This is a genomic window from Desulfovibrio sp. TomC (assembly GCF_000801335.2).
Lineage (GTDB): Bacteria > Desulfobacterota > Desulfovibrionia > Desulfovibrionales > Desulfovibrionaceae > Solidesulfovibrio.
The window spans coordinates 1-24921 of the sequence record NZ_JSEH01000026.1 but is presented as its reverse complement, the minus strand read 5'-3'; the positions used below and the strand labels follow the sequence as shown (position 1 = coordinate 24921).

Annotated in this window: 18 protein-coding genes; 7 read left to right on the top strand and 11 right to left on the bottom strand. The window is 64.9% G+C overall.

Annotation, left to right across the window (positions count from 1 at the left end; genetic code table 11):
- Nucleotides 1-27: 27 nt before the first annotated feature.
- The 3 genes from cysC (at nucleotide 28) to NY78_RS18805 (ending at nucleotide 3495) form a co-directional block, all read left to right on the top strand.
- Complete coding sequence (gene cysC, locus NY78_RS18815; protein WP_043639542.1) at nucleotides 28-1719, top strand: adenylyl-sulfate kinase; 1692 nt, start codon at nucleotides 28-30, stop codon at nucleotides 1717-1719.
- An 80-nt stretch (nucleotides 1720-1799) separates the two neighbouring features.
- Complete coding sequence (locus tag NY78_RS18810) at nucleotides 1800-2087, top strand: hypothetical protein (protein ID WP_043639539.1); 288 nt, start codon at nucleotides 1800-1802, stop codon at nucleotides 2085-2087.
- A gap of 160 nt (nucleotides 2088-2247) precedes the next feature.
- Nucleotides 2248-3495, top strand: a complete 1248-nt coding sequence (locus NY78_RS18805) for an alginate O-acetyltransferase AlgX-related protein (protein ID WP_043639536.1) — start codon at nucleotides 2248-2250, stop codon at nucleotides 3493-3495.
- 25 nt (nucleotides 3496-3520) lie between these two features.
- Here the strand turns inward: NY78_RS18805 and NY78_RS18800 are convergent, their stop codons facing one another.
- The 9 genes from NY78_RS18800 to NY78_RS18760 form a co-directional block, all read right to left on the bottom strand.
- Nucleotides 3521-5548 carry an ABC transporter substrate binding protein gene (locus tag NY78_RS18800; RefSeq protein ID WP_043639533.1) on the bottom strand — a complete coding sequence of 676 codons (2028 nt, stop codon included), beginning with the start codon at nucleotides 5546-5548 and terminating at the stop codon, nucleotides 3521-3523.
- Nucleotides 5549-5949: 401 nt separating this feature from the next.
- On the bottom strand, nucleotides 5950-6501 hold the full coding sequence (locus NY78_RS24885) for a hypothetical protein (protein WP_156180994.1): 552 nt from the start codon (nucleotides 6499-6501) through the stop codon (nucleotides 5950-5952).
- A gap of 632 nt (nucleotides 6502-7133) precedes the next feature.
- Nucleotides 7134-7439, bottom strand: coding sequence for an EF-hand domain-containing protein (locus NY78_RS18795; RefSeq protein WP_043639531.1), 306 nt, complete (start codon nucleotides 7437-7439; stop codon nucleotides 7134-7136).
- A 675-nt stretch (nucleotides 7440-8114) separates the two neighbouring features.
- A complete protein-coding gene (locus tag NY78_RS24880) occupies nucleotides 8115-10790 on the bottom strand; it encodes a hypothetical protein (RefSeq protein WP_156180992.1) in 2676 nt (891 codons plus the stop codon).
- The gene (locus NY78_RS18780) at nucleotides 10771-11571 is read right to left on the bottom strand and encodes a ParA family protein (protein ID WP_043639526.1); all 801 of its coding nucleotides are present in this window, start codon (nucleotides 11569-11571) and stop codon (nucleotides 10771-10773) included. Before NY78_RS18780 ends, NY78_RS24880 begins: the two co-directional genes overlap by 20 nt.
- A gap of 600 nt (nucleotides 11572-12171) precedes the next feature.
- Entirely contained in the window at nucleotides 12172-13050 is an 879-nt protein-coding gene (locus NY78_RS18775) for an NAD-dependent epimerase/dehydratase family protein (protein ID WP_043639523.1), read from the bottom strand.
- A complete protein-coding gene (locus NY78_RS18770; protein WP_197084273.1) occupies nucleotides 13047-13778 on the bottom strand; it encodes a glycosyltransferase family 2 protein in 732 nt (243 codons plus the stop codon). Before NY78_RS18770 ends, NY78_RS18775 begins: the two co-directional genes overlap by 4 nt.
- A gap of 307 nt (nucleotides 13779-14085) precedes the next feature.
- Nucleotides 14086-16011: a hypothetical protein gene (locus tag NY78_RS18765; protein WP_043639519.1), complete on the bottom strand. Its 1926-nt coding sequence runs from the start codon at nucleotides 16009-16011 to the stop codon at nucleotides 14086-14088.
- 15 nt (nucleotides 16012-16026) lie between these two features.
- Nucleotides 16027-17034 carry an efflux RND transporter periplasmic adaptor subunit gene (locus NY78_RS18760; protein WP_043639518.1) on the bottom strand — a complete coding sequence of 336 codons (1008 nt, stop codon included), beginning with the start codon at nucleotides 17032-17034 and terminating at the stop codon, nucleotides 16027-16029.
- A 187-nt stretch (nucleotides 17035-17221) separates the two neighbouring features.
- Between NY78_RS18760 and NY78_RS18755 the strand changes: the two genes are divergently transcribed.
- The 3 genes from NY78_RS18755 (at nucleotide 17222) to NY78_RS18745 (ending at nucleotide 22445) form a co-directional block, all read left to right on the top strand.
- Nucleotides 17222-18091, top strand: coding sequence for a polysaccharide biosynthesis/export family protein (locus NY78_RS18755; protein WP_043639516.1), 870 nt, complete (start codon nucleotides 17222-17224; stop codon nucleotides 18089-18091).
- A gap of 3 nt (nucleotides 18092-18094) precedes the next feature.
- On the top strand, nucleotides 18095-20272 hold the full coding sequence (locus NY78_RS18750; protein WP_043639513.1) for a GumC family protein: 2178 nt from the start codon (nucleotides 18095-18097) through the stop codon (nucleotides 20270-20272).
- 229 nt (nucleotides 20273-20501) lie between these two features.
- A complete protein-coding gene (locus tag NY78_RS18745) occupies nucleotides 20502-22445 on the top strand; it encodes a glycosyltransferase family 4 protein (protein ID WP_047960284.1) in 1944 nt (647 codons plus the stop codon).
- A gap of 76 nt (nucleotides 22446-22521) precedes the next feature.
- Here NY78_RS18745 and NY78_RS18740 read toward each other — a convergent pair whose 3' ends face one another.
- Together NY78_RS18740 and NY78_RS18735 are read right to left on the bottom strand one after the other, a co-directional pair.
- A complete protein-coding gene (locus NY78_RS18740; RefSeq protein ID WP_043639509.1) occupies nucleotides 22522-24120 on the bottom strand; it encodes a B12-binding domain-containing radical SAM protein in 1599 nt (532 codons plus the stop codon).
- Between the two features lie 5 nt (nucleotides 24121-24125).
- Nucleotides 24126-24740: a chemotaxis protein CheC gene (locus tag NY78_RS18735; RefSeq protein ID WP_043639506.1), complete on the bottom strand. Its 615-nt coding sequence runs from the start codon at nucleotides 24738-24740 to the stop codon at nucleotides 24126-24128.
- On the opposite strand from NY78_RS18735, the gene NY78_RS25610 reads away from it, so the two are divergent.
- Nucleotides 24739-24921, top strand: a 183-nt coding sequence (locus NY78_RS25610; RefSeq protein ID WP_043639503.1) for a hypothetical protein, incomplete at its 3' end; no start/stop codon positions are given. The two genes, NY78_RS18735 and NY78_RS25610, sit on opposite strands and share 2 nt — an antisense overlap.

Sequence of the window (24921 nt, the reverse complement as noted above, 5' to 3'; positions counted from 1 at the left end):
GTCCTTCGCAAGGAGCAATCGACCGCCATGGAGAGCCGCGCCCAAAATCTGCTGGTCCACTTCCGCCAGGCCGAGGAGCTCAAGGCCGCCTCCGTGGCCTTTCCGTCCTATAGCCTGCGGGAAGACCAGCTCCTCACCCTGGAACTGCTCCTGTCCGGGGCGCTGTTTCCCCTGACCGGCTACCTGTCCCGGGCCGACTACGACAGCGTCCTGGCCGCCATGCGTCTGGCCGACGGCCAGCTCATGCCCATGCCGGCGACACTCGACGTCCCGGCCCAGTTGGCCCAGACCCTGGCCCCCGGGTCCCAGCTGGCCCTGCGCGACGGCGAAGGCTTCATGCTGGCCGTGGTCGTCGTTTCCGAGGTCTTCGAGGTCGACCCGGCCGCTGAAGCCCGAACCCTCTTTGCCGCGCTGGATCTGGCGGCCCACCCCGGAGCCAGGGCCGTGGCCGGCCGCCGGCATCCCTGGCTCGTGGCCGGCGAGGTCTGCGGCCTGAGCCTGCCGCAGCACCCGGACTGCGCCGATCTGCGCCTGCCCCCGGCCGCCGTCCAGGCCAATCTGGCCCAACGCGGTTGGCGCTCGGTGGTGGCCTGCCAGTTTTCCGGCGTCCTGACCGAGCCGGAGCGGGCCTCCTTTGCCCAAGCCGCCGGCACGATCGGGGCGCGCCTGCTCCTCTTGCGCACGGTTGGCGATGCCCTGGCCGGCGGAACCGCCCATTTTACCGGCGTGCGCTGCGCCCGGCTGGCGGCCGCAGCCTTTCCCCGAAACACGGCCCAGCTGGCCCTCCTCCCCCTGCCCGTCCTTACCGCCGGTCCCCGGCAAGCCCTTTTCGAGGCCGTCATTCACCACAACCTCGGGGCCAGCCACACCCTGGTTGCCCCGGAACACGCCGACCCCTTTGCCGGCACGGACGCGCCGTTTTATCCTCGCCAGGCCGCCTTCGAGCTGGTGCGCGCCCACGCCGGCCAGGGCGTGCCCACGGCTGTTGCCGCCGTGCCCATGGCCTACGATCCGGCCACGGCCGGCTATGTCCCGGCCGACACCGCAAAAGCCCGGGAGTGCGCCCAAAACCTCGATGCGGCCGAACTGACCCGGCGACTGGAATATGAATTGGACATTCCGGCCTGGTATCTGCGGCCGGAGATCGCCCAGGAGTTGCGCCAGGCCAGGCCGCCGCGCGCCCGGCAGGGGTTGGCCCTGTTCATGACCGGCCTGTCCGGGGCCGGCAAATCCACCCTGGCCAAACACCTCTATGTGCTTTTTATGGAACTGGGCACCCGGCCGGTCTCGCTTTTGGACGGCGACATCGTGCGCCGCCACCTGTCCAGCGAACTGACCTTTACCCGCGAGCACCGCGAGCTCAACATCGCGCGCATCGGCTACGTGGCCAGCGAAATCGCCAAAAACGGCGGCATTGCCATCTGCGCCCCCATCGCGCCCTACGCCGCCGGCCGGCTGGTCGCCCGCAACCTCGTTTCCCCCCATGGGGCCTTTATCGAGATCCACGTGGCCACGCCGCTGGCAGTGTGCGAGCAGCGCGACCGCAAAGGGCTCTACGCCAAGGCCCGGGCCGGGCTGGTCAAGGGCGTCACCGGCATCGACGACCCCTATGAAGCCCCGCTTTCGCCTGAAATCCATATCGATACGTCCGAACTCGGCCCGAGCGAAGCGGCCCAGGACGTGCTGTTGTATCTTGAAAGAGAGGGGTATCTGAAGTAAGCCAGTCAGTCAGCCTAACCGTACATCAATCAACCACTCAAACAAACCATCAACCAGTCGGCCAACCAAAGGAGCCCGCCATGCCCGAACGCTCCAGCACCATGCTCGATACCGCCGCCTACGTCGAAGCCCTTGACTTCGCCCGTTCCCTGCGCGCCCCCGGCAAACCCCTCGATTTCCCGGACTACGCCGAATACGTGCGTCTTGTGGCCGAACGCGCCGTCATTGACCTTGAAATCTACGAAGCCGACCGCAGCGACTTCGAAGAACTGCCCGAACCCTACGAACTGGCCTACTTAACCGCCCGGCTCGAACGGCTCCAGGCCCGTATCAAGATAGAGAAAGGCATTGATGTCGGTGAGTTGTAAGAGAGGATGAAGCCGGAGAGGAAAGCGAAGAGGCCTCCGGCGGCCGGGGGGGGATTATCCCCCCGGACCCTCTGGCTGGGAGACGTTTTCAAGGGATTTTTGGCGACGGCCGCTGCCCCCAACGGCAGCGGCCCCTGCCACAATGCTCCAAAGGGATATGATGTTCGATACGCTCCTGCGGTCCAAACCCGCAAAAGCTCTGTTGCCGCTTCTTCTCCTGGCGCTTCTTGGACTTGGCGGCGAACTGTGGCTGCGCCTGACCAGCGCCTACGTTTCCCCGCCCCAGTGGACCTTCAACGACGCCGTCGGCATCGCCTACAAGCCGCAGTCCAGGCCGCCGGTCGTCAATTCCTTTGGCTGCATCGACCAGGAACGGACCCTGGCCAAGCCCCAAGGCGTGCGCCGCGTGCTGCTCCTGGGCGATTCCTTCGTCTCGGGCCGCCCGATTGCCGGCTTTTTGGAAAAAGCCCTCCAGGCCAAAGATCCCCGGACCCGCTACGAGGTGATTCCCCTGGCTTTTGCCGGCATGGGCCTGCCCGGACAGATGGCCTATTTCGAAACCTTCGGGAAGCAGCTGCAGCCTGACATCGTTGTCGTGGTCGTCAACCACGCCACCATTCAAAACACCACCTCGCTCCTGCAGGCCGTGGCCTTCGGCTTCGATCCGGCCACGCCCTATATGCCGTTTTACCAAAAGATAGACGGGCCGACGCCGCAGTACCGCAAGATCGCCCCGGTCCCGGGTTCCAGGGCAAGCGCCCTGCTCCCGTTGCCCGACCCCAGGGAACGCTCGATTTTCCGACGCCTGGACAAGGGGCTCGACTCCCTCTTGGGCTCGCTGTATCTGTACGGCTGGCTGAAGGACGCCGTTCTGAAAGCGGATACGGACCTGCAACTGCACGGCAACGACGCCAAAGCGGCCTATTTTCTGGCCCAGTTGCGCCAAAACCCCGCCTATCGCCGCGATCTCGACGGCTGGGACTACCCAAACGACCTGGACATGGCCGACATGTTCCTGCTGCCCACCGAGGCCCTGCCCAAGGCCTTTCAAGACGCCGTGGACATCACGGGCTTTCTCATGGCCGACCTTTCCCGGCAATGCCGGGACATCGGAGCCCGCCTGACGGCCCTGGTCACCCCGGACTGCCTGTTTATCCCTGACTGGCGGGCCAAGCGCATTGCAGACAGAAACGGCGAAAAAAAACGGGCGATCGACGCCCGGGCCTATTTGGACAAGATAAACGGCATCCTGACGGCGGCTTCCATGGAACGCGTTGACCTCGCTCCTGCTTTCCAGGCGCTCGGCGTGGCCAACGGCTACAAAGAAAACGACACGCATTTCAACGAGACCGGCGAACGACTGGCTGCAGACGCCCTGGCCGGGCATCTGCTCGAAAAGACGCCCTAAAAAACCGGATGACGGCGGCTGGAGACTAGCGGCGCCGGGAAAAATGGGCTGAAAGCAGACTGGCCGCCGTGGACAAGAGGGTTTGCTCCTGGCGGGTGAACCGGCGCGGGGCGCGCACCTCGCCAACAGCCACAAATCCCGACCACAGGCCAAATTGCGCAACCGGCGCGATCAGCACCGCCGTCACGCCAAAGTCCTGCAGCACCGCTTGCGTCGACTGGGGAAAGTCCTCCACCGCTCCGGCGATGATCTCGCCGGCCGCCAGACGGTCGGCCAATTGGAAGCCGTCGAGGCTGTAGGGAAGACGTTCCAGAGCCGGCTGGCCGCGCCGCAGCGTCAACCCGGCCGCGCAGGCCTCCCCGGCCAGCCGGCTGCACAGGCCAAGGGTTTCGTCTTCGACATTTTCAAACCAGGTCGCCCGGCCCAGGGAAAAGGCGCTCAAAAGCCGGGTCAGGGCCCGGTCCACGGCGTCCGGGGCATCCGTCAGCAACTCGCGTCCGAACAGGGATAATTCTTCCTCGGCCAGAGCCCGGGCGGCCAGCGCTTCTTCCGCCAGCCGCCGGTCGGTAATGTCCGATCCCACGGCCAGCCAGCCTTCGGACCGGCCGGCCGCGTCGAAAAGGGGCTGGTTGTTCCAATGCAGGTACACCCGCCGGCCGTCCTTGCTGGTAATCTCGTTTTCGGAAGAGCCGCTGGCCAGGGACTGGGGCGCGGCCATGGCCCGGGCCAGCAGGCTGGACAGGTCCGGCGGCGCAGCCGGCCAGAAGACCGCCTTGCCGGCCAGCATCTCCTCCCGGGTGTAGCCCAGCAGGCGTTCGGCGTATTCGTTGACGAACTGCAATCGGCCGGCGGCGTCAAAACGCAGGATCAGCGAATTGGCGCATTCCACCAATTCCCGATACCGGCGTTCGCTTTCCAAAAGCCGGGCCTCGGTCCTTCGTCTGGCGGTCAACAGCCAGCCAAGCACGAAGGCTCCGGGGACAAAAACCGCCAGGGCCGCCGCTCCCGCCCACAAGAGCCCCTTGTGCTGCTCGTAGACCGTGGCCGGCTCGTTAATGACGGTCGCCCCGGCCGGCGCCCGATCCATGGACAGGCCGAATCGGGCCATGGCCTGAAAATCCACCACCGCCTCGGACGGCACATCCTGCACGGGAATATCCCGGGCCGGCCGGCCGGCCAGAATCTCGGCCACCTGCCCCGCTGCCGTCCGGCCCTGGGCGAAACCGCGCACCACCCGGCCGCCCACGGTCCCATAGCCCAGATCGAAATCCCACAGGCTAAACATCGGAATCGAGGAAACCCGGGCCAGTTCCGTGATGTCATTGCCCAATCGCACAAAGTCCGCGTACTCGCCGGACGCCAGCGGGGTCAGGCGCACGGCCACGGCGTCGGTGGGAGCGCTGGCCAGGGCGGCGGCCGCGCTTTCCAGGCTGGCGTTTAAGATCTCAACCGGCCGCACCCGGCGTTCCAGGGCCACGGTTGCCCGCCGAAACCGTTCCATGTTGGCCCGGGCCGTGACCGAGCCGTCGGAGCCAAACGCCAGCACGATCCGCGCCCCGGGCACCAGGGCCAAAGCCAGCTCCAGGGTGCCCACCACGTCCGGGGATTCGCTTACGCCGGTGATGTTGTCCTGGCCGGCAAGGCGGGCCAGGTTGAAATCATTGACCCCGCAAAAGACCAGGGGCCGGTCGGGAAACAGTTTCGCCCGCTGCCCAAGCCAGAAATCCAGGGCCGCGTCGTCGCAGGCCACCAGGACGGCCACCGGGGTCTTGTGGTATTTGGCCGCCAGATAGGCGGCGAATTGGCTTTGATCGGCTGTTTCCGGAAACCGTCTGGCATCGAGGTGTTCCACGTAAACCCGGGCTTCGCCCTGGGTCAGGCCGCTTTCGAACCCGTCGATTTCGCTTTGGGACCAGGGGTCGCCGTGATGGTAGGAGGCCAGCAGCAAAACGGCGGGCGGCGGACTGGCGGCGATCGCAACACACGCCTGCCCCCCAAAAAAGGCCATAGTCAGGACCAGCCCGACGAAGACGCCCTGGCAACGGTTTCGCATGGCACAGGTATTATCGGAAAATTTCCGGTTTGTCTAAAGCTGTGGCGTACTTCTGCCTGACACCCCTTGCCAGGCACCAGGAGCGATTATATTTTACAGGACTGCCGTTGCTGTTGCGACACAACAGTGAACCACCATACAAAAATTGTTATATAAACAAAGAAGTACTGGCGTAAAACACTCCGTATGCTGTCTTGTAGACGCCCTGCCAAAACTCATCAACAATCAAAATCCTACTTATTCCTACGCGTTACCCTGTACTCTCTCAACGGAAACCCTTGTTTTATTTGCCTGGACAGCACGTTCCAGGGCAAGCCCATGGGTAAATACGCATAGTTGCGTGTTTGATACAATCCAGACGCCCCAAGCGCTCTTTGTCTCATCAAGAAGCGACAGGCTGGCTACTGCCTCGTCAATTGTCCACCAATAATCCAAGCGATTGCTTCTTCAGTCGTCGTAGCGGTCACAGCTGAGCTTCCATTGTTTTGAATAACCAGGGAAGCAGTATTTCCAGTGATGACTACTTCGCCGTGAAGGTCCATGGCCATTCTCTTGGTGGAACCGGAACTCCCAATATCCGAAAAATGTATCGCATTAAAAAGCAATCTGTTTCCAACCAACACCGCCGGCGCCATATATCCATTCCAGGTACCCATACAAAAACCTGGAATTACATAAGATACTGTATACAACCCATCCACGGCAGTGCCGGATATTGTCAGTGTTATACTGGGTACGGCACAGCGTTGATCATTGGTCCCATCGCCAGAATGCGCCCCGGAAACACCCGTCCCCGACCATGTTCCTACCGGATTCACTGCGCCTGTCTGGGCTTTTACAATGGCTGGCAAATACATCAGGATAGTATCGTCAGCGGCATAAACGACCAATGCGAGCAAGACGATACTGACGGCTCCGACGGTGGCCAGAAATCTTCGACCGGCACGGCCCATACAAACTCCTTCGTTCTTTCAATCGGTAGGGAGAGATACAATTACAATATGTATGTTAGGGGTATCTGTGAATCGTATCTCGGTCAACGGAAAGAAACGGCTGCGAGGCAAGGGGCCTTGAAGCAACGCTATAGGCCTGTCCGAGGCATGGGCACACCCAACGACCAGTGCTCATGATGGGCCAAAGACGTGGCCCTGGCTGGGTGTCGTTGTTTTGGGACGCCAAGAGGAACGTTGGTGCGACAGCACGTCTGACTTCAAGGTCGCAATTGGAATTTTTCAAAGATCCAGCCCTCCCCCGCTCCAAGAGCCCCGGAACAACAGTCGGTCTCGGCTATTTGCCATTACCGACCAGACCCGGTCAAAGCGCCACACGCGAAAAGCGGCCGTCTCCTGATCGGAGACGGCCGCTTGATGCCACTCGTTCCCCAGCCGGCCGGGGATTCATCGTGCCCTGCCTGCACCCGGCACCGGCAACAACCGGGCCTGGGTCCGACCCTCCGGGCACAAAGGCTTGGCGGCGCAAACAACCGACGGCCCGCGAACTCCCGCACAGAGCAGCAGCGTACGGCCAAGCCGTAGCTCCACTGGTCGGTTCAGACCGCACGGCCCTAGGGCCAAAGCTCGGAGGCCTACGGCATGTTTTCGGACTCTACATCGTTCCAGACCCGAAGCGGCGCGTCGCCGTCAAGGGTTCGCTCGACAAAGCCGTTGTTATCGGTGTCCAGACGCTTCCAGGCGGTCTCCGCCTTCTGCTTGTCCTTCATACGGACCATGAATTCGTCCTTGGTGATCTTGCCGTCCTTGTTGGCGTCATAGACGGCGAACACTTCGTCGGTTGTGGCATAGGGTTTCTTGGCGGTTTTTTTCGCAGCGCAGCCGCCGATAAGGCCAACCAGGGCCAGCGCGGCCAGGGCCGCCGAAACGTGTCGCAGCATGGTCGTCTCCCGATGTTTGGGGGTCTCTCACTTGAACCCCGGCCGGCGGCCGTGGCCCCTGGCCGGCCAAGCCGGCCGACAATTCTTACCATTTGGTAAACCACCACCCCCTGCCAGCACAATCCCCGGACCGGTCTTTTTCCCGCCAGCGGCAAAATAGACGGCAGCCGCACCGATCAACAGGCATCCCTTTTCGTCTGCCCCGACCGGGGATGGCCACGGCCTGGGGGAAGCCCGGGAACGGCTTCCCCCCCTTTGCCAGGGCCTCCCGGCCCACATGGCGCGTACCCGGCATTCCCCGGGGGGAGAAAGGTGCGCCAAACAGTCAATTTGTCGTTATTTCGGTCAAACGTCCGTCCTTGCCCATCCCCGAGCCAGGGGCGAATGCGCAGGCGTTTTTGCCGCGCACCCCTGCGCCAAGCGATGACGGATGACGCAAGACCCTTCACCGCAGCCAGGCTTTCGCTGCGCGCCTGGGCCGGGCGACGGACCTGGCCACGTTGCCCGGCCGTCTGCCTCTCTGGCCACACGCGCCCAGGCTCAACCGGCTATCCGGCCGGCCCGGCGCTCCCAGCCCCAAGCCGATCGGGAGGCGGTTGGCAAAACCGCCGCTTCTCGAAGGCCCGTTCGCCGCTTGGCCACACCCCGGCCCGCAACGACGACGCGACCCCCGACTCAGGACTGCGCGTCGCGGACATGGCGTCGCCAGTAGACCTTGAGCCAGATCTCGCGGTTGCCGCCCGGACACTGGCGCAAGAGGGCTTCGAGTTCCTCGGGCGTGAGGCTGGCCTTGAAGGCCTCAATCTGCTCGGCCTCGATGGTTTCCGAGGCCTCGCGCCGGCGGCGCAATTCCTCGGCCGCCTTGCCCGCCTCTTCTTCTTCCCGGGACACGTACTGGGGGTGCGCCCGCAAAACCCCCCACCGGGCCAGGGCGGTAAAGATATAGCCGGCGGGATTTCGTACCCGTTCGCTGGTGGACAACTCGGTCAGATGGCCGATGGTCGAAAGCTCCCATTCGGCCCGGTCCAGGGTCAGGCTCACCCGGTCCCGGTCAAGCTCCTTGCCAAGCTTGGCCCGGGTGCGGGCGGCGGAGACGATTTGTTCCACTCCAAAGCCGGTTTCGCGCACCAGCGGCCACATGATGTCAAGCAGGCTGTCGTCCCAGCCAAAGTCTTCAGAAAGAGAGATATTTTCTTTTCTATCTATCAAATCAGAGGGGGGTTGGCTGGTTTCAAGGCTGGCTGACCCGGTGATCGGCTGGCTTTGCTGCGGGCTTGGAGAGGGGCTTGGCGCAACAGGCTGCGGCTGGCTTGGGGGCAGGCTTCGTGTCAGGCCAGCAAAGGGAGTCAGAGACAGGCTCAGTGTCTGGTCGCACTGATACTGTTCGATAATATGCTGGTTGAAGGTGACGGTGACGCCCTGAATGTTGCCGTCCCGGGCCTTTTTAAAGGACAGGAAGGACAAGGCCTCCAGCCGGCGCAAGATGGTGCGGACCGAGGCTTCGCGCATATCCAGGGCCAGGGCGATGTCCCGGAATTTGACGATGTAGGGTTTGGCGGCCAACAGCAGATCAAGGACCTTTCGCTGGTTGGGATTGAGCCGATCAGCCACGCTGACCCGGCCGACTGGTTGCCAGTCGTTTTGTGACGGGTCTGCTGTTAGGCTTTGTGTCGGGTTATACGTGTGGCTGGTTGCCAGGGCGTCTGCCATACCTGGAATGCGGCTTTTAGTCTGGCCGACAAAGAGGCTGTGCGGCTGGCTGCCTGACGGGCTGGTTGCCGGGTGGGCTGGGGCAGGGGTCTGCCGGCCTGGTGTGGCGCTGTGGGACAGGTTTGCCGGTTGGTTGTGGGCCGTATTGACGGGGTAACGGGCCGGTTGACCGGGCGACGCTGTGGCGGTTTGTGCGGCTCTCTGGCTGAGCGGCCGGCCGGCTGCTCCAGGGGTTGGTTCTGCGTCTGGCTGCCGGTCCCTTTTTGTGGCTGGCTGATTGATCTCTTGTATGGTCTTCTGATTGGCTTGGCGACCGCTCCAGTCGTCAACGGGCTGCGTCGGACCAGCCGCGACACGAGGGGAAGCGGGCCTGACCAGAGGCCCGGGGCTGGCGTTCGCCGCCGGCCGGGCCTCCCGTTCGGAACCAAACCCGGACAAGCTTGATTGGCTGCGGCCGTTGCCTCGCTCGTCCGTTTCGTCGGCCGTCTTCAGGCCAAGTGTTCCCTCGACCGGCCCGACCGGGTCGGGCAAGCCGGTCAAGGTGGCCGGGCCGTCTGCAACCGGCTTTCGCCCGACCGTTTCGGCTGGGCCAGCTGGCCGGGCGTTGGCCCAGGGGCCTGCAGGGTCATCAGTCAAAGCGTCCGAGCCGGCCGCCGCCCGTGCGGCGGTGGTCAGGCGGTCGGTTTCGGCTGGGCGCACAACCGGGACGCTGCTCCCGGAACCGGCAGAACCGTGCGGCCCCGGCGTTGCCCCAAGGTCGGAGGCCTCGCGGCCGTCTGCCTCGTCCCGGTCATGGGCAGCGGGCGTACGGCTCTCGGCGCTGCCGCCGGCGTGCTCGGCCGGGGCGGCCGATTCGGTCAGGCCGGCCGAACCGACCTGGCCGGGCAAGCGGCTTGCGTCCCGGCCATTGGTTTGGTCCGGACCGGAAGCACTGGCCGGGGACTGTTTCGCTGCGGCCTCGTCTGGGCCGGCCCAATTCTGCGGTCCCGGACGGGACGCGCCCCCCGGTTCCCTGGCCGGGCTGACGGCAACCGCGCTGTCCTGCCCGGTTCCCTGTTCCCGGGCGTCCGGGTCGGAAACGGCGGCAAAACGCCCCGGGCCGGCGGCTGCGGGGCGTCTGGTCGAGGCGGGGCGGGTGATGGACTCCGGTTTCGGGTCCGGTTCTTGGCCCGAGGCCCAAGCCTTGGCTACCGGGTCCTGGTCCGGGCGCGAAACGGTCTGGGCCGTCCCTTGCTCACGGGTTTTGGGCGTTCCGGAGGTGTCCAGACGTCCCGGGGCCGGGGCGGGCGGTTGGCGGCCTGGACTGGTGTCGGCCTGGTGGGCTGATTCAGGGGCCGACGAAGAGGCTGGCCCACGGTCTGTCCCGGTGACAGATGGATTGCCCGGCTTTGCGTCGGACTGTCTGTCCGACGCTGCGGCTGGCGTATTGGTTGACTGGCTGACTGGTTTTATGACTGGCTTAGTAGTGTCGTGAGCCCCGGCTTCGGCCGGCGACGCTTCCACCCCCGATGCCCGGCCGGTCAGGAAGGCAATGGCGCTTTCTGGAAAGGCCGTCAGATCCGGGAACGCATCAAAAGTTTCCCGGGGCGGAATCGACGCAAAGGGCTGGTCCTCGATTTCCCTAGGCTTCTTTCTGGACACGGGCGGAAACCTCTTTGGCCAGGGATTGATAATCCTGCGCTCCGGACTTGGTGGCATCGAACTCGAAAATGGTCTTTCGGTGCGAATGCGCCCGATCAATGTCGATGTTGACCCGGATCTCGGTATCGAAAACCGGAATCCCCTTGGCATCGAAGAAAGCCCGGATACGATCCTTGTTCTTTTTGTGCGTGACAGCCCGGCCGTCGTACTTGGTTAAGACCACGCCAAGCAGCAGCAACTTCTTGTTTTGCTGCTTGGCCTGGGAGAGCACCTGGATAAAGGTGGAAAATCCGTCCAGGGCGTACTGGTCGCCAACCGGGCAGGGCACCAGGACATAGTCGGAAATGAGCAGGGAGTTTCGCAGCATCGGCCCGATATTGGGCGGCGTATCAATAAGGACATAGTCGTAGCGGCCGATGTCCTTGTCGTTTTGCATCAGTCGGGAAAAGCCCAACACCGAGTCGATGCTCGAATAGGAACGGACCTCCCATTCCATGCAGCGAATGGAATTGGGAAGGATTTCAAGGTGTTCGGTGCGCGTGGCACATGCGTTGGGCGAAAAAGCCCCTTCCGGATCCTCCAACGCTTTGACAAGCGACGAATTTTCACGCAGACCTAAATCAGGCAGCAGGGTGGATGTCGTATTGGACTGCGGGTCGCCGTCCACCACCAACACCGCGTTGCCTTCCCGGGCAAGCGCGGCGGAAAGATTCACGATGGTCGTCGTCTTGCCGACGCCGCCCTTGTTGTTGCCAACGGTGATAATGACGGGTTTTGGCATTTCCCTTCCTCCCTTATTTCCCCGAATCCATTATTTTCACTGCGGGTCAAATTTGTCAACAAATCGCCCGCTGACCCGGCAGCTGCGGCCAAAGGCCCAAATATGCCCGGCTACGCCGGCCAGGGCTTGGGCGTAGTCATGGGGCTTGTCAGGCAATATGAAGCATTTAAGTGTGTTGCGATTTCGCAAAGCGTCGTGCGGCCGGCCTCTTACCTTCTCATGAGTCCACGAAAAGCGGCCTGCGTCAAGGATGGGCCGGGGAAATGACCAAATCTTTTTTCATTTTTTGGCCCGGGACAAAAACAAGTCGATTCCTGTCGCAAACCAGGGCCGGCCGGGTAAAATCCGCGCTTTTGGTCTGTCCCAGGGCGGTCCAGCCGGGAAAATGCCGTCCGGGCGCGGGGTTGCGCTCGGACGGCACTTTTGGCAACCGTGAATAATTGACTGATTTTATTGATTGAATGAACCCGCGCAGCACCGGACGACGGCGTGGCGGGGGGAACCGGGGGGTACGGCCGGATGGGCCGGCGAGCAGGGCGACAATGCAAACGGAGCCGAAAAATGCTTCGACGTGGCCGGGCGAGCTCGGGCGCGGGCGGGTTAGTCGGCCAGCATGGCGGCGATGTCCAGTGGGCGCGGCGAAAAGTCCAGGTCCGTGCGGGCGGCCGTGCTGTCGGCGTCCTTGGGGCAGGTCAGCCGGGCCACCTGATCGGGCACCAACGGCGGATTTTTGAGCATCCGGCCGGCGAGCCAGGCGGCTAGGGAGATGAGCCGCAAGGGGATGGGGATCTTGATGAGCGTCTTGCCATGGTGGGCGGCAATGGCCCCGGCCAGGGCGGCAAAGGCGATGGGGTCGCCGGCCAGGGTGTAGGTGTGGCCAAGGGCGGCCGGGCGCGTCAGGGCGGCCAGGAAGGCCGGGATCAGGTCATCGATATGGACCGGGGTCAGGACATGCGCCCCCTGGCCGGGCAGGGGCAGGATGCCGCCCCGGGCGCAGCGCCGGGCCAGGGCGGCCACGGCCTCGCCGCGCCCGACGCCGTAGACTTCGGCCGGGCGAAGGATGACGGCCGGCAGTCCCGAGGCGCGCACCAGCTGCTCGGCCTGGGCCTTGGACTGGCCGTAGTCGCCGCAGGCCTGGCCGATGGCCCGGGTGCTTACCAGGACGAACCGGGCTTCCCGGCAGTGGGTAGCGCAGGCGGCGAGCAGATCGGCGGTGGCGGCGACATTGGCCCGCTGATACAGGCCGGCGTTTGGGGCATGGGTCAGGGCGGCCAGATGCAGCACGGCGTCGTGGCCGGGCAGGGCGTCGGCGTAGGAGAGCGGGTTGAGCAGGTCGCCCTGGACGGCCTGCAAGCCGGGAACAGCGGGCAAAGCCCGGGGATTTCGGGCCAGGGCCGTGACCGTGTGCCCGGCGGCGGCCAGGGCCGGCAAAAGAACCGTGCCAAGCCCTCCGGACGCGCCGGTGGCAAAGATGTTCATCGGATGAAAAATTCCTTGAATCGGGCGGCGAGCAGATTGCGCAGAAATTCGAGGACCGCGTCGGGGCGGACAAAGGATTTGCGGTTGCCCTCGTGAAAGACGGTTTCGATCTGTCCGAGACGGGCCTTATGGCGTCGGGCCTGGATGATGATTTCGGCATCGAGGAACCAGCCGTCGGCTGTCAGGCGCAGGGCGCTGAAAAAAGCCCGGGTCATGGCTTTGGGTTTGGAATTGACGTCGCGCACGGGATAGCCGGGAAAGAGCGCCCGAAAGAGCAGATTGTACATGCGGCTGTTGATGCGCCGCAGCAGACCGTCTTTGCGCACGGCCCGGCAGGTCATGGCCAGGTCCAGGTCGTCGTCGATGAGCTGGCGGCAGACGTGTTCGAGGTCCTCAGGCGGCATCTGGTAGTCGCCGTCAATGAGCGCAATGATGTCGCCAGTGGCCACGGCCAGGCCGGTGCGGGCGTCCCAGCCCATCATGCCGCGTTTTTCCAGGGACAAGGCGATAATGCGGGGATCGGCCGCGGCCAGGGCCTGGACAACGGCCGGCGTGGGATCAGTCGTGTCGCCTCGATTGCGGTTGCCGACCAGGACCAGCTCGTAGTCGTTGCCCAAGCGGTCCATGGCGTTGCAGACGTCCTGGACGAAGGCGGGGATGCTGTTCCCGGCTTTATAGCAGAGAATGACTACAGAAATACGCGGTGTGTAACTTTGCTTCTCGGGCATCGTCGCTTTTACCACGAAGGGCGGCATTCGTAAACAGGGAGAGCCCAGTCGATAAACACGGCCCAGGTGGCGTCCCGGCCAAAATGCAATCGCTTTTTGGCTGAAAAAAATGCTACTTGTCTGCTGTACCGGGTTTTTGCCGAAACAAATGTCGCGGACGCGGCCTGGCCCCGTCTCTCTTATCCGTGTCCAACCGCCGCTCACCGGCCCGGCCACGCCCACAGGCAAAGCAACTTTCCCCCAGGAGGGGATTCCAAAGGGACTCAGTCCCTTTGGCCGCCGGAGGCCTCTTCTGCCTCCTCTCCTCTTACGGGTTCGTTTCGCAGGCAAGCGACGGCAAGAGCGCAGCCAGTCGGCCGGCCGGCAGCCGGTACAGGGCAAAGGTGGCGTTTTCACCGGCCAGAAACGGGGCCAGTTCGGCCGGAGCGCCGGCGATGGGCCGGTCCAGGGCCACGAACACCGGGGTATCGGCGGGCAGGGTGGCCAGGCGGGCCGGCGAGTCCACGTGCACCGGGCCGTCCAGGGCCAGGCCGAGAAAGGCCCATTTCCAGGGATCGGCCGAGCAGATGGCGACGTTTTCCGCCTTGGCCCGGCGAAGGGCCGCCCGGATGGGGGCCAGTTCGCAGTCGATGGTGCGGTAGCGGCCGTGGTTGCGCACGTAGCGGGGGTAATCGAGGTCCTTTGCCGCGTAGGCCGGACGCAGCCCGGCGACGGTGAACTGGCTGGCCAGGAAGAGCGTGGCCAGGGTCAGCCCGCAAAGGCCCACGGCCCGGTTGGCCAGGGGGCGGGCCATGGGCCGGGCCAGGGCGGCGTAGAGGAATACCGCCGTGACGCAGGGATAGAAATAGGACAGGCCTTTGCCGGCCACCCAGGGTTTGTCCTTGTAGCAAAACAGGGCAAAGGCGGCCAGGGAAGCGGCGGCAAAGGCCAGGGCAACCAGGGGCGCATCCCGTTTGCGGTCGGCCATGGCCCGCAGTCCGCCGAGAAGAAAAAAGGCGCAGACCAGACAGGCGAATACCGTGACGAGCCAGCCCGGCCAGTCGAGAAAGCCCCAGCCCGGCAGCCGGGAAAAGCCGTTTTCCAGAAGCGGCAGGCCGAAGATGCCGGCCGGCACGTTGTGAAACAGCCAGGTGAAATAGGCCTCGCTCCACAGCTGGGGGGCGGTCTCGGTGAAATGGATCTGGGCCAGCATGTGTTCCCACAAAAACCGCACCGGCCAGGTGGCGGCCATGCCCAGGGCAAAGCCGGCGGACTGGATGGCCAGTTCTCGACGGGTCAGGCGCGACAGCGCCGCCTTGAGGGTCAGATAGCTGGCGGCGGCCCCGAAGATCATGGGGAAGATTTCGGTATAGTTGACGAAGGTGGTCAGGTAGCAAAACCCGAGCAAGGCCGTGCGGCGCAGCGCCCCGGACCGTCTCTGGGGCGTGGGCAGGGACAGGACGTAGATCAGAAGGATGGCCAGGGGCAGGGTGTTGATCTGGGAAAAGGCCCGGATATCCAGCACGAGTTGGGCGTAAAAGCCGGTGGACAGGGCCAGGGCGGACAGGGCGGCGGCCGGGGCCGAGAGTCCCATGGCGGTCAGAAAGGGGAGCAGGGCGGCGAAAAAGAGCAGGTAGCTGACCAGGGTGAAGGGATATTGGAAATCGAGGATGCCCATGCCGCCCAGGCGGGAGCCGGCGGTCAGCATGGCCCCGGAGGTCCAGCGCATGTTTAACATGTTGCGGGCCGGGCCGAGCATGGGGGCGGCGGCCGTGACCTGTTCCTCGGTCCGCTCGAAGGCCCAGGATCGGGGGTATTCGTCAAAGTAGCGGGCCAGGAACATGTAGATAAACGAATCCGAGGCATTGCCGCGAAAGACCGCGTAACCTTTGTTGCCGGCGGCCAGGGGGGCGATGAGCAGGCCCAGGCACATGGCCAGTCCCAGAAGGCCGGCCACGGCCCGACGCCGGGACACGACGGGCAGGCGGGCGCGCACGGATTTCCAGGCCAGGGCCAGACAGGCGGCGGACACGGCCAGGAGGACCCCGGCCAGGGGCCAGGCCGCGCTGCCGGCCGATCCTTCCTGGAGCAGCCACCAGGTCAGCGCCACGGAATAGAGGGCATAGCCGACCGCCGGAGCCATGGCCAGGACGGCCAACAGCCCGACGCGCGGGGCCAGGGCGGCCATGGGACCGAGACCGACGCCGGTGAAGACGAGACAATTGGCGACCATGGCCAGGACGATTTCGCGCATGGGGTTCCGCTTGCGTTAGTTGAGATTCACCACGACGTCGCAGCGCATCCCTTCCTTGATGCGCATATCGTGGTTGGGCAGCGTCAGCTCAATCAGATAAAAGGACGGCTGCTGGAGCATGGCCGGCTGGGCCACGTAGTCCACCTTGGAGATGGTGGTCTGGAAGGGCTCCTTGGGCCAGGCGTGGAAAATGATGGTGGCCGGGTCGCCGACCTTGAGCTTTTGGACGGCGATTTCGTGGACCGAGGCCCGGATGAGAATGGGATCGAGCTTGCCGACGGTGGCCAGGGCGGCCTGTTTGGTGAACGACATGCCGGGCACGAGGCTTGAATTGACCCACAGCACGTAGCCGTCGGTGGGCGAACGGACAAAGCCTTGCCGGGGCAGTTTTTTCAGATCGATATTCTTGCCGAACTTGGAGTGGGCGATCAGCAGGGTATTGTCATAGCGCTGCTTGGCCAGTTCCAGCTCCTCGGTCAGATACTCGCGTTCCAGGAGCAGGGCGCTGATGTCCTTGGCGTTGCTGCTGACGTCGATGGGGGCGGCGGACTGCTGGCTGGCCATGTTTTCCAGGTCCTGCTGGTGGGACTCCAGCCAGCTGAGGCGGAAGCGCACCGAACTCAAGGCCCGTTCGGCGTTGTTGAGCTCCGTGCGGGACAGGGCTTCCTTTTCGACGATGAGGCTTTCCAGCGGCAGTTCGTAGGTGATGAGCGCCTCGTCTTCCTGCACCCGCTGTCCGACATGGATCGGGGCGCTTAGGATGGTGAGCCGGCGCATATCCGAGCCGAGTTCGGCGGCGGATTTTTCCTCAAAGCTTTCCTTGGGCAGTTCGTAGACGTTGGCCTGGACGCCGCTGCCCTGGACCGGGGTTTTTTTGGCCTTGGTGACAAACGGCCAGTTGATGTCGTATTTGATGGGGCAGTAGGCCTTGCCCAAAAACGTGACGGTTTCGGCGGCGGCCGGGAGCGCGCCCCAGAGCAGCAGGGCCAGGGCCAGCCCGAGGATGGTTTTCATATCAGTCATAGTACGCCCAAAGGCGGTTTGTTTGCGGCGTTTTGGCCGGATTGTCCGACAAACAGGCCTGTTTGGCCGGCGCGGCTTGCCCATACACCAGTTCGCCGTGGACCACAACGCAGGGAGGCACGCCTTGCGGATGGCCCTGAAATCCCGTAGTCGTGGCGGGATCGATTCTGAGAGCGAAAGGACCGCCATGCCCGTCTGCGCCACTATGCCTTCCCGCATCCTGCTTGTGTATCTGGCGACGGCTGTGTGCCTGTGCGCCTGTGCCCGCCCGACGGCCCCGCCGCCGGCCACGGCCACCTCCAAAACCCGGCCCGAAGCCCAGTCGGCCGCCGTGGCGGCCAGGCGGGCCACGCTCGGCTACGGCGACGAACTGAGCATCGCCGTGTGGCGTCAGGACGACCTGAAAGCCACGGCGCGCGTGGACGAGGCCGGTCGCATCCAGTTGCCGCTTATTGGCGAGGTGGCCGCCGGCGGGCGCACCATCTCGGAGCTGCGCGCCGACCTGACCCGGTCCTATGCCAAATATCTGGTCGATCCCCAGGTGACGGTCACCGCCGCCACCATCCGCAGCCAGACGGCCCTGGTCCTTGGCGAGGTCAAGACCCAGGGCGTGGTGCCCGTTGACCACGATATTCCGCTCTTTGAGGCCGTGGCCCGGGCCGGCGGCTTTTCCGACAACGCCGGCAAGTCCACGGTGGTGCTCTTCCGGGGTCTTGATTCCGACGCGCCCAAGGCCTACGTCCTGGATATGAAGCTTGGAACGTCCCTTGGCAAGGGGACGGCCGGCTTTGACCGCTATCTCGAAGGCGGCGACGTCCTGTACGTGCCCAAGAGCGCCTGGGCCGATTTCGACGAATTTTTGGGGCACTTAAATGCCGTGGTCAATGCCTTTATCAACACCGAGCGGCTGGTCATCTTCCTGCCCCAGCTGCGCGACGCCATCAACGATTTAAGCAAAGGGCCGGTGAATACGACCACCACCGTTATCCAACAAAGCCAGCCAGTTGCCGGGGAATACCTCAGCAACAGCCAGGGCGGCGTCATTTCGGTGCAGTAACCTATGGAACTGCGCCAACTCCTTGCCCTGCTGTGGCGTCGCCGCAAGCTTATGCTGCTGGTCTTTGGCCTCGTGGCCGGAGGGCTCTGCGCCCTGACGCTTTTGTGCGAAACCCAGTACGTGGCCTCGACCAAGGTCTATTTATATCATTCGTCCAACAAAACCAGCCTGCTGTCGCGCATTGGCCTGGATTCGGCCGCCATGGGGGCCGCTTCGCTGACCGACGCCGAGCGCGCCACTTATGAGGAACTGGGCCAGACCATACCGGTCATGGGCGCGGTCATCACTGAACTGGACTTGACCCGCAAACGGAAGTCGCTGCAGATCATCGAATTCATCCCCTTTGTGCGGCTTTTGACCGACCATTTCCTGCCCGGCATCCTGCGCCGGCCCATGACCTATGAAGAACTGAGCAACAAATCCCTGGTCCACCTGATCTTCCCCCGGCCCTACCTCAAGGCGGCCATGATGGACACGGCCGACATTCTGGAATTCACCAGCTCGGCTGACTCCATGGAACTGGCCATGGCCATGACCAATACGGCGGCCAAGGCCTTTGCCGCCCGCGAGACGGCCATGCGCCAGGCCGAATGCCAGGGGCTGGCCGAGGCCTCGGCCCAGGAGCTGGTGCGGGCCAAGGCGGATTATGAAAAGGCCCTGGCCGAACTTGGCCGGGTGCGCCAGCGCGAAAAAATCGTCAAGCTCGACAGCGAGGCCGAAAAGCTGGTCGATCGCTATTACATTCTGTCCGGCGCGCGCGATTCCAACCGCCTGGAGCTGCTCAAGGCCCAGGGCATGTTGGCCAACGTCAAGGCCCAGGCGGCCAAACGCCCGGAGTTCCGCAAGTCCGGCGAATCCATCCAGCGCTCGGCCCTGGTCGATTCCTTGAAGCTCACCCTGCGTGACCTCTATATGGATCTGGCCCTGGCCAAATCGCGCATGACCCCCGAGCACCCGGCGGTCAAGGAGATCGAGGGCAAGATCGAGGAGGCCAAGCGGCTGATCAAGGGCGAATCCCTCAAGGTCTTTGGCTCGGAAACCATCTCCACCGACCAGACCTTCAGCTATTTAAATGAACGGGCAGCCGAATACGCCGCCCAGGCCGCCGGGTATGAGAGCCAGGACGCCGCCTACGGCACGCTGCTCGACGCCGTGGAAGGACAGATCCTGGCCTTCCCCGACCGGGCCGCCGCCGATGCCCTGATGACCACCCGGGTGACCGCCGGCGAGGTCTTCCTGTCGAATTTAAACCAGCTGCACAGCGCGGCCGTGGCCGGGCAGTCGCTCGATCTGTCCATTGCCCACGTGATCGAGCCGGCCACCACCCCGGGCAAGATCGACGACTACATGCGGCCAAAGCTCACCCTGATGCTGGCGGTCGGCATTGTCCTGGGCGGCTTTTTGGCCATGTGCGCCGCGTTTGTGGCCGCCTATGCTGACCCGGCCGTGGCCTCGGCCGCGTCCCTGGCCGGCTGTGGGACCACCAGCCCGGTCAGCCTGCCCAGGCGGCCCGGGCTGGGCAGGACCCAGGCCTTTCGCCGTCTGCGCGACGCCCTTTTTCCGGTCTCGGGCGTTCCGCCAAAGCTCCTCCTCGTCACCGAAGCGACCCCCGGCCCGGCCGACGCCCTGGATACGGCCGTTGGGCTGGGGACGGCCCTGGCCCGGTCCGGCCGGTCGGTGGTGTTGGTCGATGCGGCGCTCGCCCACCCCACGCTCCACGTCCGCATGGGCCTGCCCCTTGGTCCCGGACTGGCCGAAGCCGTGGGCGGCAAAGTCTTTCGGGACGCCGTGATCCTCCCTGGCGAGGAACCCGGCCTGTTCGTGCTGCCGGCCGGCGAGCCAGGACTTGCGGCCCAGGACGCCGACCGGCTGCTGGACAGCCCGGCCCTGGCCGGACTGCTCGACGGCCTGACCCGGCGTTTTGACGCCGTCGTGGTCATCGCCGCCCCGGTGACGGCCAGCGGCGACGCCTGTTCCCTGGCCCGCCACGCCGACGCCGCGCTCCTGGCCGTGCGTCTTTTCGTCGATCCCGCCCCGGTCGTGGCCGACGCGGCCGCCCAGCTCGCCGCTGCCGGCCGCGCCCCGCAACTGGTCGTGGTCGGCGTCCCGGCCGACGACGCCACGCCCGGTGAAGTTTTTTCGGGGCTGCGGGCGAAGTTGTGGCGGCGTCGGGGGAGGTAGGGGAGAAGAGGCCTCCGGCGGCCAAAGGGACTGAGTCCCTTTGGAATCCCCTCCTGAGGGGTGTTTGTTTTGACAGTGGGCGTTGCCGGGCCGGTTGGCGACAGGTGCACAGGAAAAGAGGCGAGAGGCCCGTGGTCGTTGGTGCTTGCGCCTGACGGGAACCACTGTTGCCGCGGCGACCGGGGGACGATCTTGCCAGGGAGCCGCGCCTGCTTTACCCTGGTGGCCTATGAAAGAGACCCCCCCCATTAACGGGTGCCTGACTGCGGAAATGCGGTTGGCCTGGCATCTGCGCGATGATATCCGGGCCGAACTGCGTCGGGTCGGCCTGACCCAGGAGACGGATTTTCTGATCTGGTGGTTGACCAGCGCCTGGCGGGAATTCCCGGCCGTAGCAACGGCGGCCCGGCCGCAAGACGTGGCCCTGGTCAATGTCGCTCTTTTCCCGGCGATGGGCGGCGATGACGTCCCCATTACCCGGCTGATGGATTTTGTCTGGCGCTTTCGCAGCCGCGACACCGCAGCCTATGACCACGACACCCCCGCCGGCCGGGCAGCTTTTGTCGCCTGGTTCTACGCCAGCGCGGTACCGGAAATGGATCTTTTTTATCTCCTCGACGCCCGGCAACAGGCCTGGTTGTTCGAGCCGGTCACGCCGTCGCTGCCGCCGCTCGGTCTGCCGCTGCCGCGCCTCGCCCGGCTGACCTGGGCCTCCCGGCCTGATGTCAGGCCGGCCTTTGATCCGGCCACGCCCGAAGGGGCGCTTAGCCTGCTGGCTTGGTATGTGCTCCACGGCGCAGTCGAAATGCGCCACACCGGCCCCCTGGCCTGGACCCCGCCCCTGCCCCTTGCCGCTGACATGCCCGAGCTGCCGGGCCTGACCCGGCAGGCCTTTCTGGCCTGGTTTTCTGACGAAGAGGCCCGAAGCGCCTACGATCCGGCCCGGGCCGAACAGCGTCCGGCCATCATGGCCTGGGCGCGGGCTCTGCCGTCGCCGGCCATTCCGCCAATCCAGGGCCTCGCCACGGCTGTCGTCGGTTGCCGGCCGGCCACGCCCCCGCGCCATCGGTTTGGCGTCAACATCATTGGCTACGCCCGGGGGGAACTCGGCATCGGCGAGGATTCGCGCATGTGCGCCGAGTCCCTGGCCGCAGCCGGTGTGCCCTTTTCCGTGGTCAACATCAAAACCGGCCCAGGAACCCGGCAGGCGGATACCTGGCTTGACGCCTGCATCAGTGATGAGCTGCCCTATCCGGTCAATATTTTTTGTTTAACCGGCCTGGACACGACCCGGCTGTGGCTGGAGCGCGGCGCCGAACTCTTCGCCGGGCGCGTCAACATCGGCTATTGGCCCTGGGAATTGCCCGGCTGGCCCGAGGCCATGGCCGACGCCTACCGGTTGGTGGACGAATTGTGGCTGTCCACGGTCTATACCCGGGACGCCTTTGCCACCACCGCCCCGGTCCCCTGTCGCGTCATGCCCATGGCCGTGACCGTGGACCGCCTGACGCCGATCGCCCGCTCCCGGTTCGGCCTGCCCGAAGACCGGTTTTTGTTTCTCTATGTCTTTGACGCCAATTCCTATCTCACCCGGAAAAACCCGTTAGCCGCCGTGGCCGCCTTCCGGGAGGCCTTTCCCGGCGGACACGAGCCGGTGGGGCTGGTGCTCAAAACCATGAATCCCCGGGCCGAGGATCCGCGCTGGCGCACCCTGGCCGCCGCTGCCGCCGCCGATCGCCGTATCACCATCCTTGCCGACACCCTGGATCGGGGCGAGGCCTTGGGACTCTTTGCCGCCTGCGACGCCTATGTGTCGCCGCACCGGGCCGAGGGGTTCGGCCGGACCCTGGCCGAGGCCATGCTCCTGGGCAAGCCGGTCATCGCCACCGGGCATTCCGGCAACGCCGATTTTCTGACCCCGGAGACAGGCTTCCCGGTGGCCTATCGTCTCGTGCCGGTCGGCCCCGGGGAATATCCCTTTGGCCAGGGGATGCTCTGGGCCGAGCCGGACCGGGCCGAGTTGGCCCGGACCATGCGGCTGGTGGTCGCCCAACCGGGACTGGCCCGACAGCGGACGCAGGCCGGGCGGGACCTGATCGCCAGCCGCCACGCTCCCCAGGCCGTGGGCGCGGCCTATCAGGAGCGGTTGCGGCAGCTGGCCGGCCTGCCATAGGGTGTTGCGGGGGATGCTTCCGACGGGATGAAGTAACGCTCCGGCCGCCCGGCATTTTTGCCTGTTTTTTTTCGCCTTACCCCATGCGCCCGGCCACGGTCGGGTCGTGGCGAAGCGTGCGGCGCACAAAGGCGGTGATGCGGCCCAGGTCGCCGTGCCCAAGGGCGTTTGCCCCTTTGGCGGCCAGACGCAGGCCTTCGCCGAGCACGTAGGCGGCCTTGTAGAGCCAGACGGGATTTAGGCGGCTAAAAAAGCGCACTAGGCCCGGCGAGGCCAGGGCGGCATACACCCGGGCCGGGATGTGCTGGAAGGTCAAGAGATAGAGCAGGAAGGCCGGGTAGCTACGCCGGGGCGCGATGTAAAACGGGCGGCGGTAGATGTCCGTTTCCTCATCACCAATGCGGCCTTCGGACTTGGCCCGGCGGTAGAGTTCGGTTTCCGGGAAATAGACCAGACTGGCGATGGCCAGCCCGAAGGGTTTGGGCAGACGCATAAGCAGGCCGACGGTGGCCAGTAGATCGGCCTCGTCTTCCCAGGGCGCGTCGATGATGACGTGGTAGTCCGGGGTGAGGAGTTTTCCCCGGCGGGCGTGCAAGAGTTCGGCCCCGGTTATGACCGTGGCTTCGTCTTCGGGGCGGCCGAAAATTTCGCGCAGCTTGGGGCTGCCGGTCTGGATGCCCATTTCCACGTAGCAAAGGCCCGCGTCGATAAGTACATCGAGCTTGGCCGCATCAAGGGTCGTTGGCGAAGCCTGGCAGTAGAGCGGCAGGCCGATGTCCTTCTTATAGACGGCGGCAAATTCGGTCAGCCAGTCGAGACGGCGGGAAAAAAAGGTGTCGTCGAACAGCTGGATCGCTTCAATGAACGGATAGCGGGCGGTGATGTCCCGCAGTTCGGCCATGACGTGGGCCACGCTTCGGTGGCGGAAATACGGCACGCCGCCACCGCGAAAAAGCGCCTTGACCGTCGGCACGTTGCAATAGGAGCAACTGTGCGGACAGCCTCGGTCGGTCATGGTGCGATAGGCCGTACGCAGCCGGCCGCCGAAATACGGGAGCTTTGGGAGCGCCCGGGCCAGCACTTCGGGGCGAAGCGGCACGATGCGCCCGAGTTCCGGGGCCAGGGCGTACTGATTTTCGCCGCTGAAATCGAAAAAGGGCAGGGCGTCGAGATCAGGGACCAGGGGAGCCAGACCGTTGTCGATCACCCCGTCCTGGCCCATGGTCCACAGGCCCGGAATGTCGGTCAGGCTGCCGCCGGTTGCCAGGGCTGCGGCCAGGGCGTCCAGGGCGGCCTCGCCCTCGCCCCGGCAGACGAAATCGGCGTGCTCAAGGGCCTCGATGGGGCGCACCGTGGCGTGGACGCCGCCCCAGACGACCGGGATGCCCAGACGCTCGCGCACTGCGGCGGTCAGCTGCACGGCCCGGTCAAAATAATTGGTGAAAAACGACACGCCGACCAGATCGGCCCCGGCCGTGAGGCCAAGGGCCTGCTCGATGACCGCGTCGGAATAGCGGTAGACGAAAGACCCGTCCTCCTGGGACAGGCCGATGCTGCCGGGAAAGAGGATCAACCGCACGTCGTGGCCGGCCCCGGTCAGACTCGCTTGCAGGCTGCGCACGCCAAAGGCCGAGAGGTCCGGCGGCGTCGGCGACAAAAGGACAATGCTGGCCACGGCGGCTACCCGTTTATTTCCAGGATTTTGGCGTCAATGGCGGCCATCAGGGCGTCGAAGCCTTCCTGGGCCAGGACCACCATGATGTCGCCGGTGACCTGGAAACGCTCCAGGGCAAAGTGCGCCCGCACATACAGGGTCACGGTGTTGCAGGCGTCGGCCACGGCCAGGAGCGGGTCGAGGCTTTTGGCCGTGGTCAGGGGCTGGTAGACGACGTGCAGGCCAAGCACGGTGCCCATGGCCCCGAGCACGCCGACCAAAATGACGTTGCCGACCTCGCGCAGGGTGTCGTCGCGCATGGCCTCCGAGGGGTCGTCGATGCCCATGGCGGCGGTCAGGCCGCTGGTCAGTTTGGCGGCGTCGCCGTAGGCAAAGGCCAGGGCGGTCATGCCCATCATCGGGCCGACAAAGGGCAGGAACACGCCCTCGCACAGGCTCGGGCAGCGTCCGGCCGTGGCGGCGGTCAGGGTCGGGCGGCTCATGATCCGGATTTCCGGGGCCGAGAGCTTCACGTGGCTGTCGCACATGCGATTGAGCGCCTCGGCCGCCCGGCCAAGGCCGATATTGACGCACTCGCTTAACAGATCCATGCGCGCTTCGAGACTGATGGCAGCTGTCATGTACCGTTTCCTCCTGCCTGACCCGCTGAACATACCCGTACCGGGTCGGCTTGGAAATCCCCATCATGCGGCCCTGGGCACTTGCGCCGAAGCCGACTTCGCGGCCAAGGCGCATGAACCGGGCCTGTCTGTCGCCAAACAGGCCCGGCGGCCGTTTGAGGGGGGAGGCTCGGCAGGCAGG

What these genes read in the sequence shown, in the direction of transcription:
- NY78_RS18750 (WP_043639513.1), top strand. Translation starts at nt 18,095, where the DNA reads ATGGAACTGCGCCAACTCCTTGCCCTGCTGTGGCGTCGCCGCAAGCTT.
- NY78_RS18745 (WP_047960284.1), top strand. Translation starts at nt 20,502, where the DNA reads ATGAAAGAGACCCCCCCCATTAACGGGTGCCTGACTGCGGAAATGCGG.
- NY78_RS18800 (WP_043639533.1), bottom strand. Translation starts at nt 5,548, where the DNA reads ATGCGAAACCGTTGCCAGGGCGTCTTCGTCGGGCTGGTCCTGACTATG.
- NY78_RS18735 (WP_043639506.1), bottom strand. Translation starts at nt 24,740, where the DNA reads ATGACAGCTGCCATCAGTCTCGAAGCGCGCATGGATCTGTTAAGCGAG.
- NY78_RS18775 (WP_043639523.1), bottom strand. Translation starts at nt 13,050, where the DNA reads ATGAACATCTTTGCCACCGGCGCGTCCGGAGGGCTTGGCACGGTTCTT.
- NY78_RS24885 (WP_156180994.1), bottom strand. Translation starts at nt 6,501, where the DNA reads ATGGGCCGTGCCGGTCGAAGATTTCTGGCCACCGTCGGAGCCGTCAGT.
- NY78_RS18810 (WP_043639539.1), top strand. Translation starts at nt 1,800, where the DNA reads ATGCCCGAACGCTCCAGCACCATGCTCGATACCGCCGCCTACGTCGAA.
- NY78_RS18755 (WP_043639516.1), top strand. Translation starts at nt 17,222, where the DNA reads ATGCCCGTCTGCGCCACTATGCCTTCCCGCATCCTGCTTGTGTATCTG.
- NY78_RS18765 (WP_043639519.1), bottom strand. Translation starts at nt 16,011, where the DNA reads ATGCGCGAAATCGTCCTGGCCATGGTCGCCAATTGTCTCGTCTTCACC.
- cysC (WP_043639542.1), top strand. Translation starts at nt 28, where the DNA reads ATGGAGAGCCGCGCCCAAAATCTGCTGGTCCACTTCCGCCAGGCCGAG.
- NY78_RS18760 (WP_043639518.1), bottom strand. Translation starts at nt 17,034, where the DNA reads ATGACTGATATGAAAACCATCCTCGGGCTGGCCCTGGCCCTGCTGCTC.
- NY78_RS18770 (WP_197084273.1), bottom strand. Translation starts at nt 13,778, where the DNA reads ATGCCCGAGAAGCAAAGTTACACACCGCGTATTTCTGTAGTCATTCTC.
- NY78_RS18795 (WP_043639531.1), bottom strand. Translation starts at nt 7,439, where the DNA reads ATGCTGCGACACGTTTCGGCGGCCCTGGCCGCGCTGGCCCTGGTTGGC.
- NY78_RS18780 (WP_043639526.1), bottom strand. Translation starts at nt 11,571, where the DNA reads ATGCCAAAACCCGTCATTATCACCGTTGGCAACAACAAGGGCGGCGTC.
- NY78_RS18805 (WP_043639536.1), top strand. Translation starts at nt 2,248, where the DNA reads ATGTTCGATACGCTCCTGCGGTCCAAACCCGCAAAAGCTCTGTTGCCG.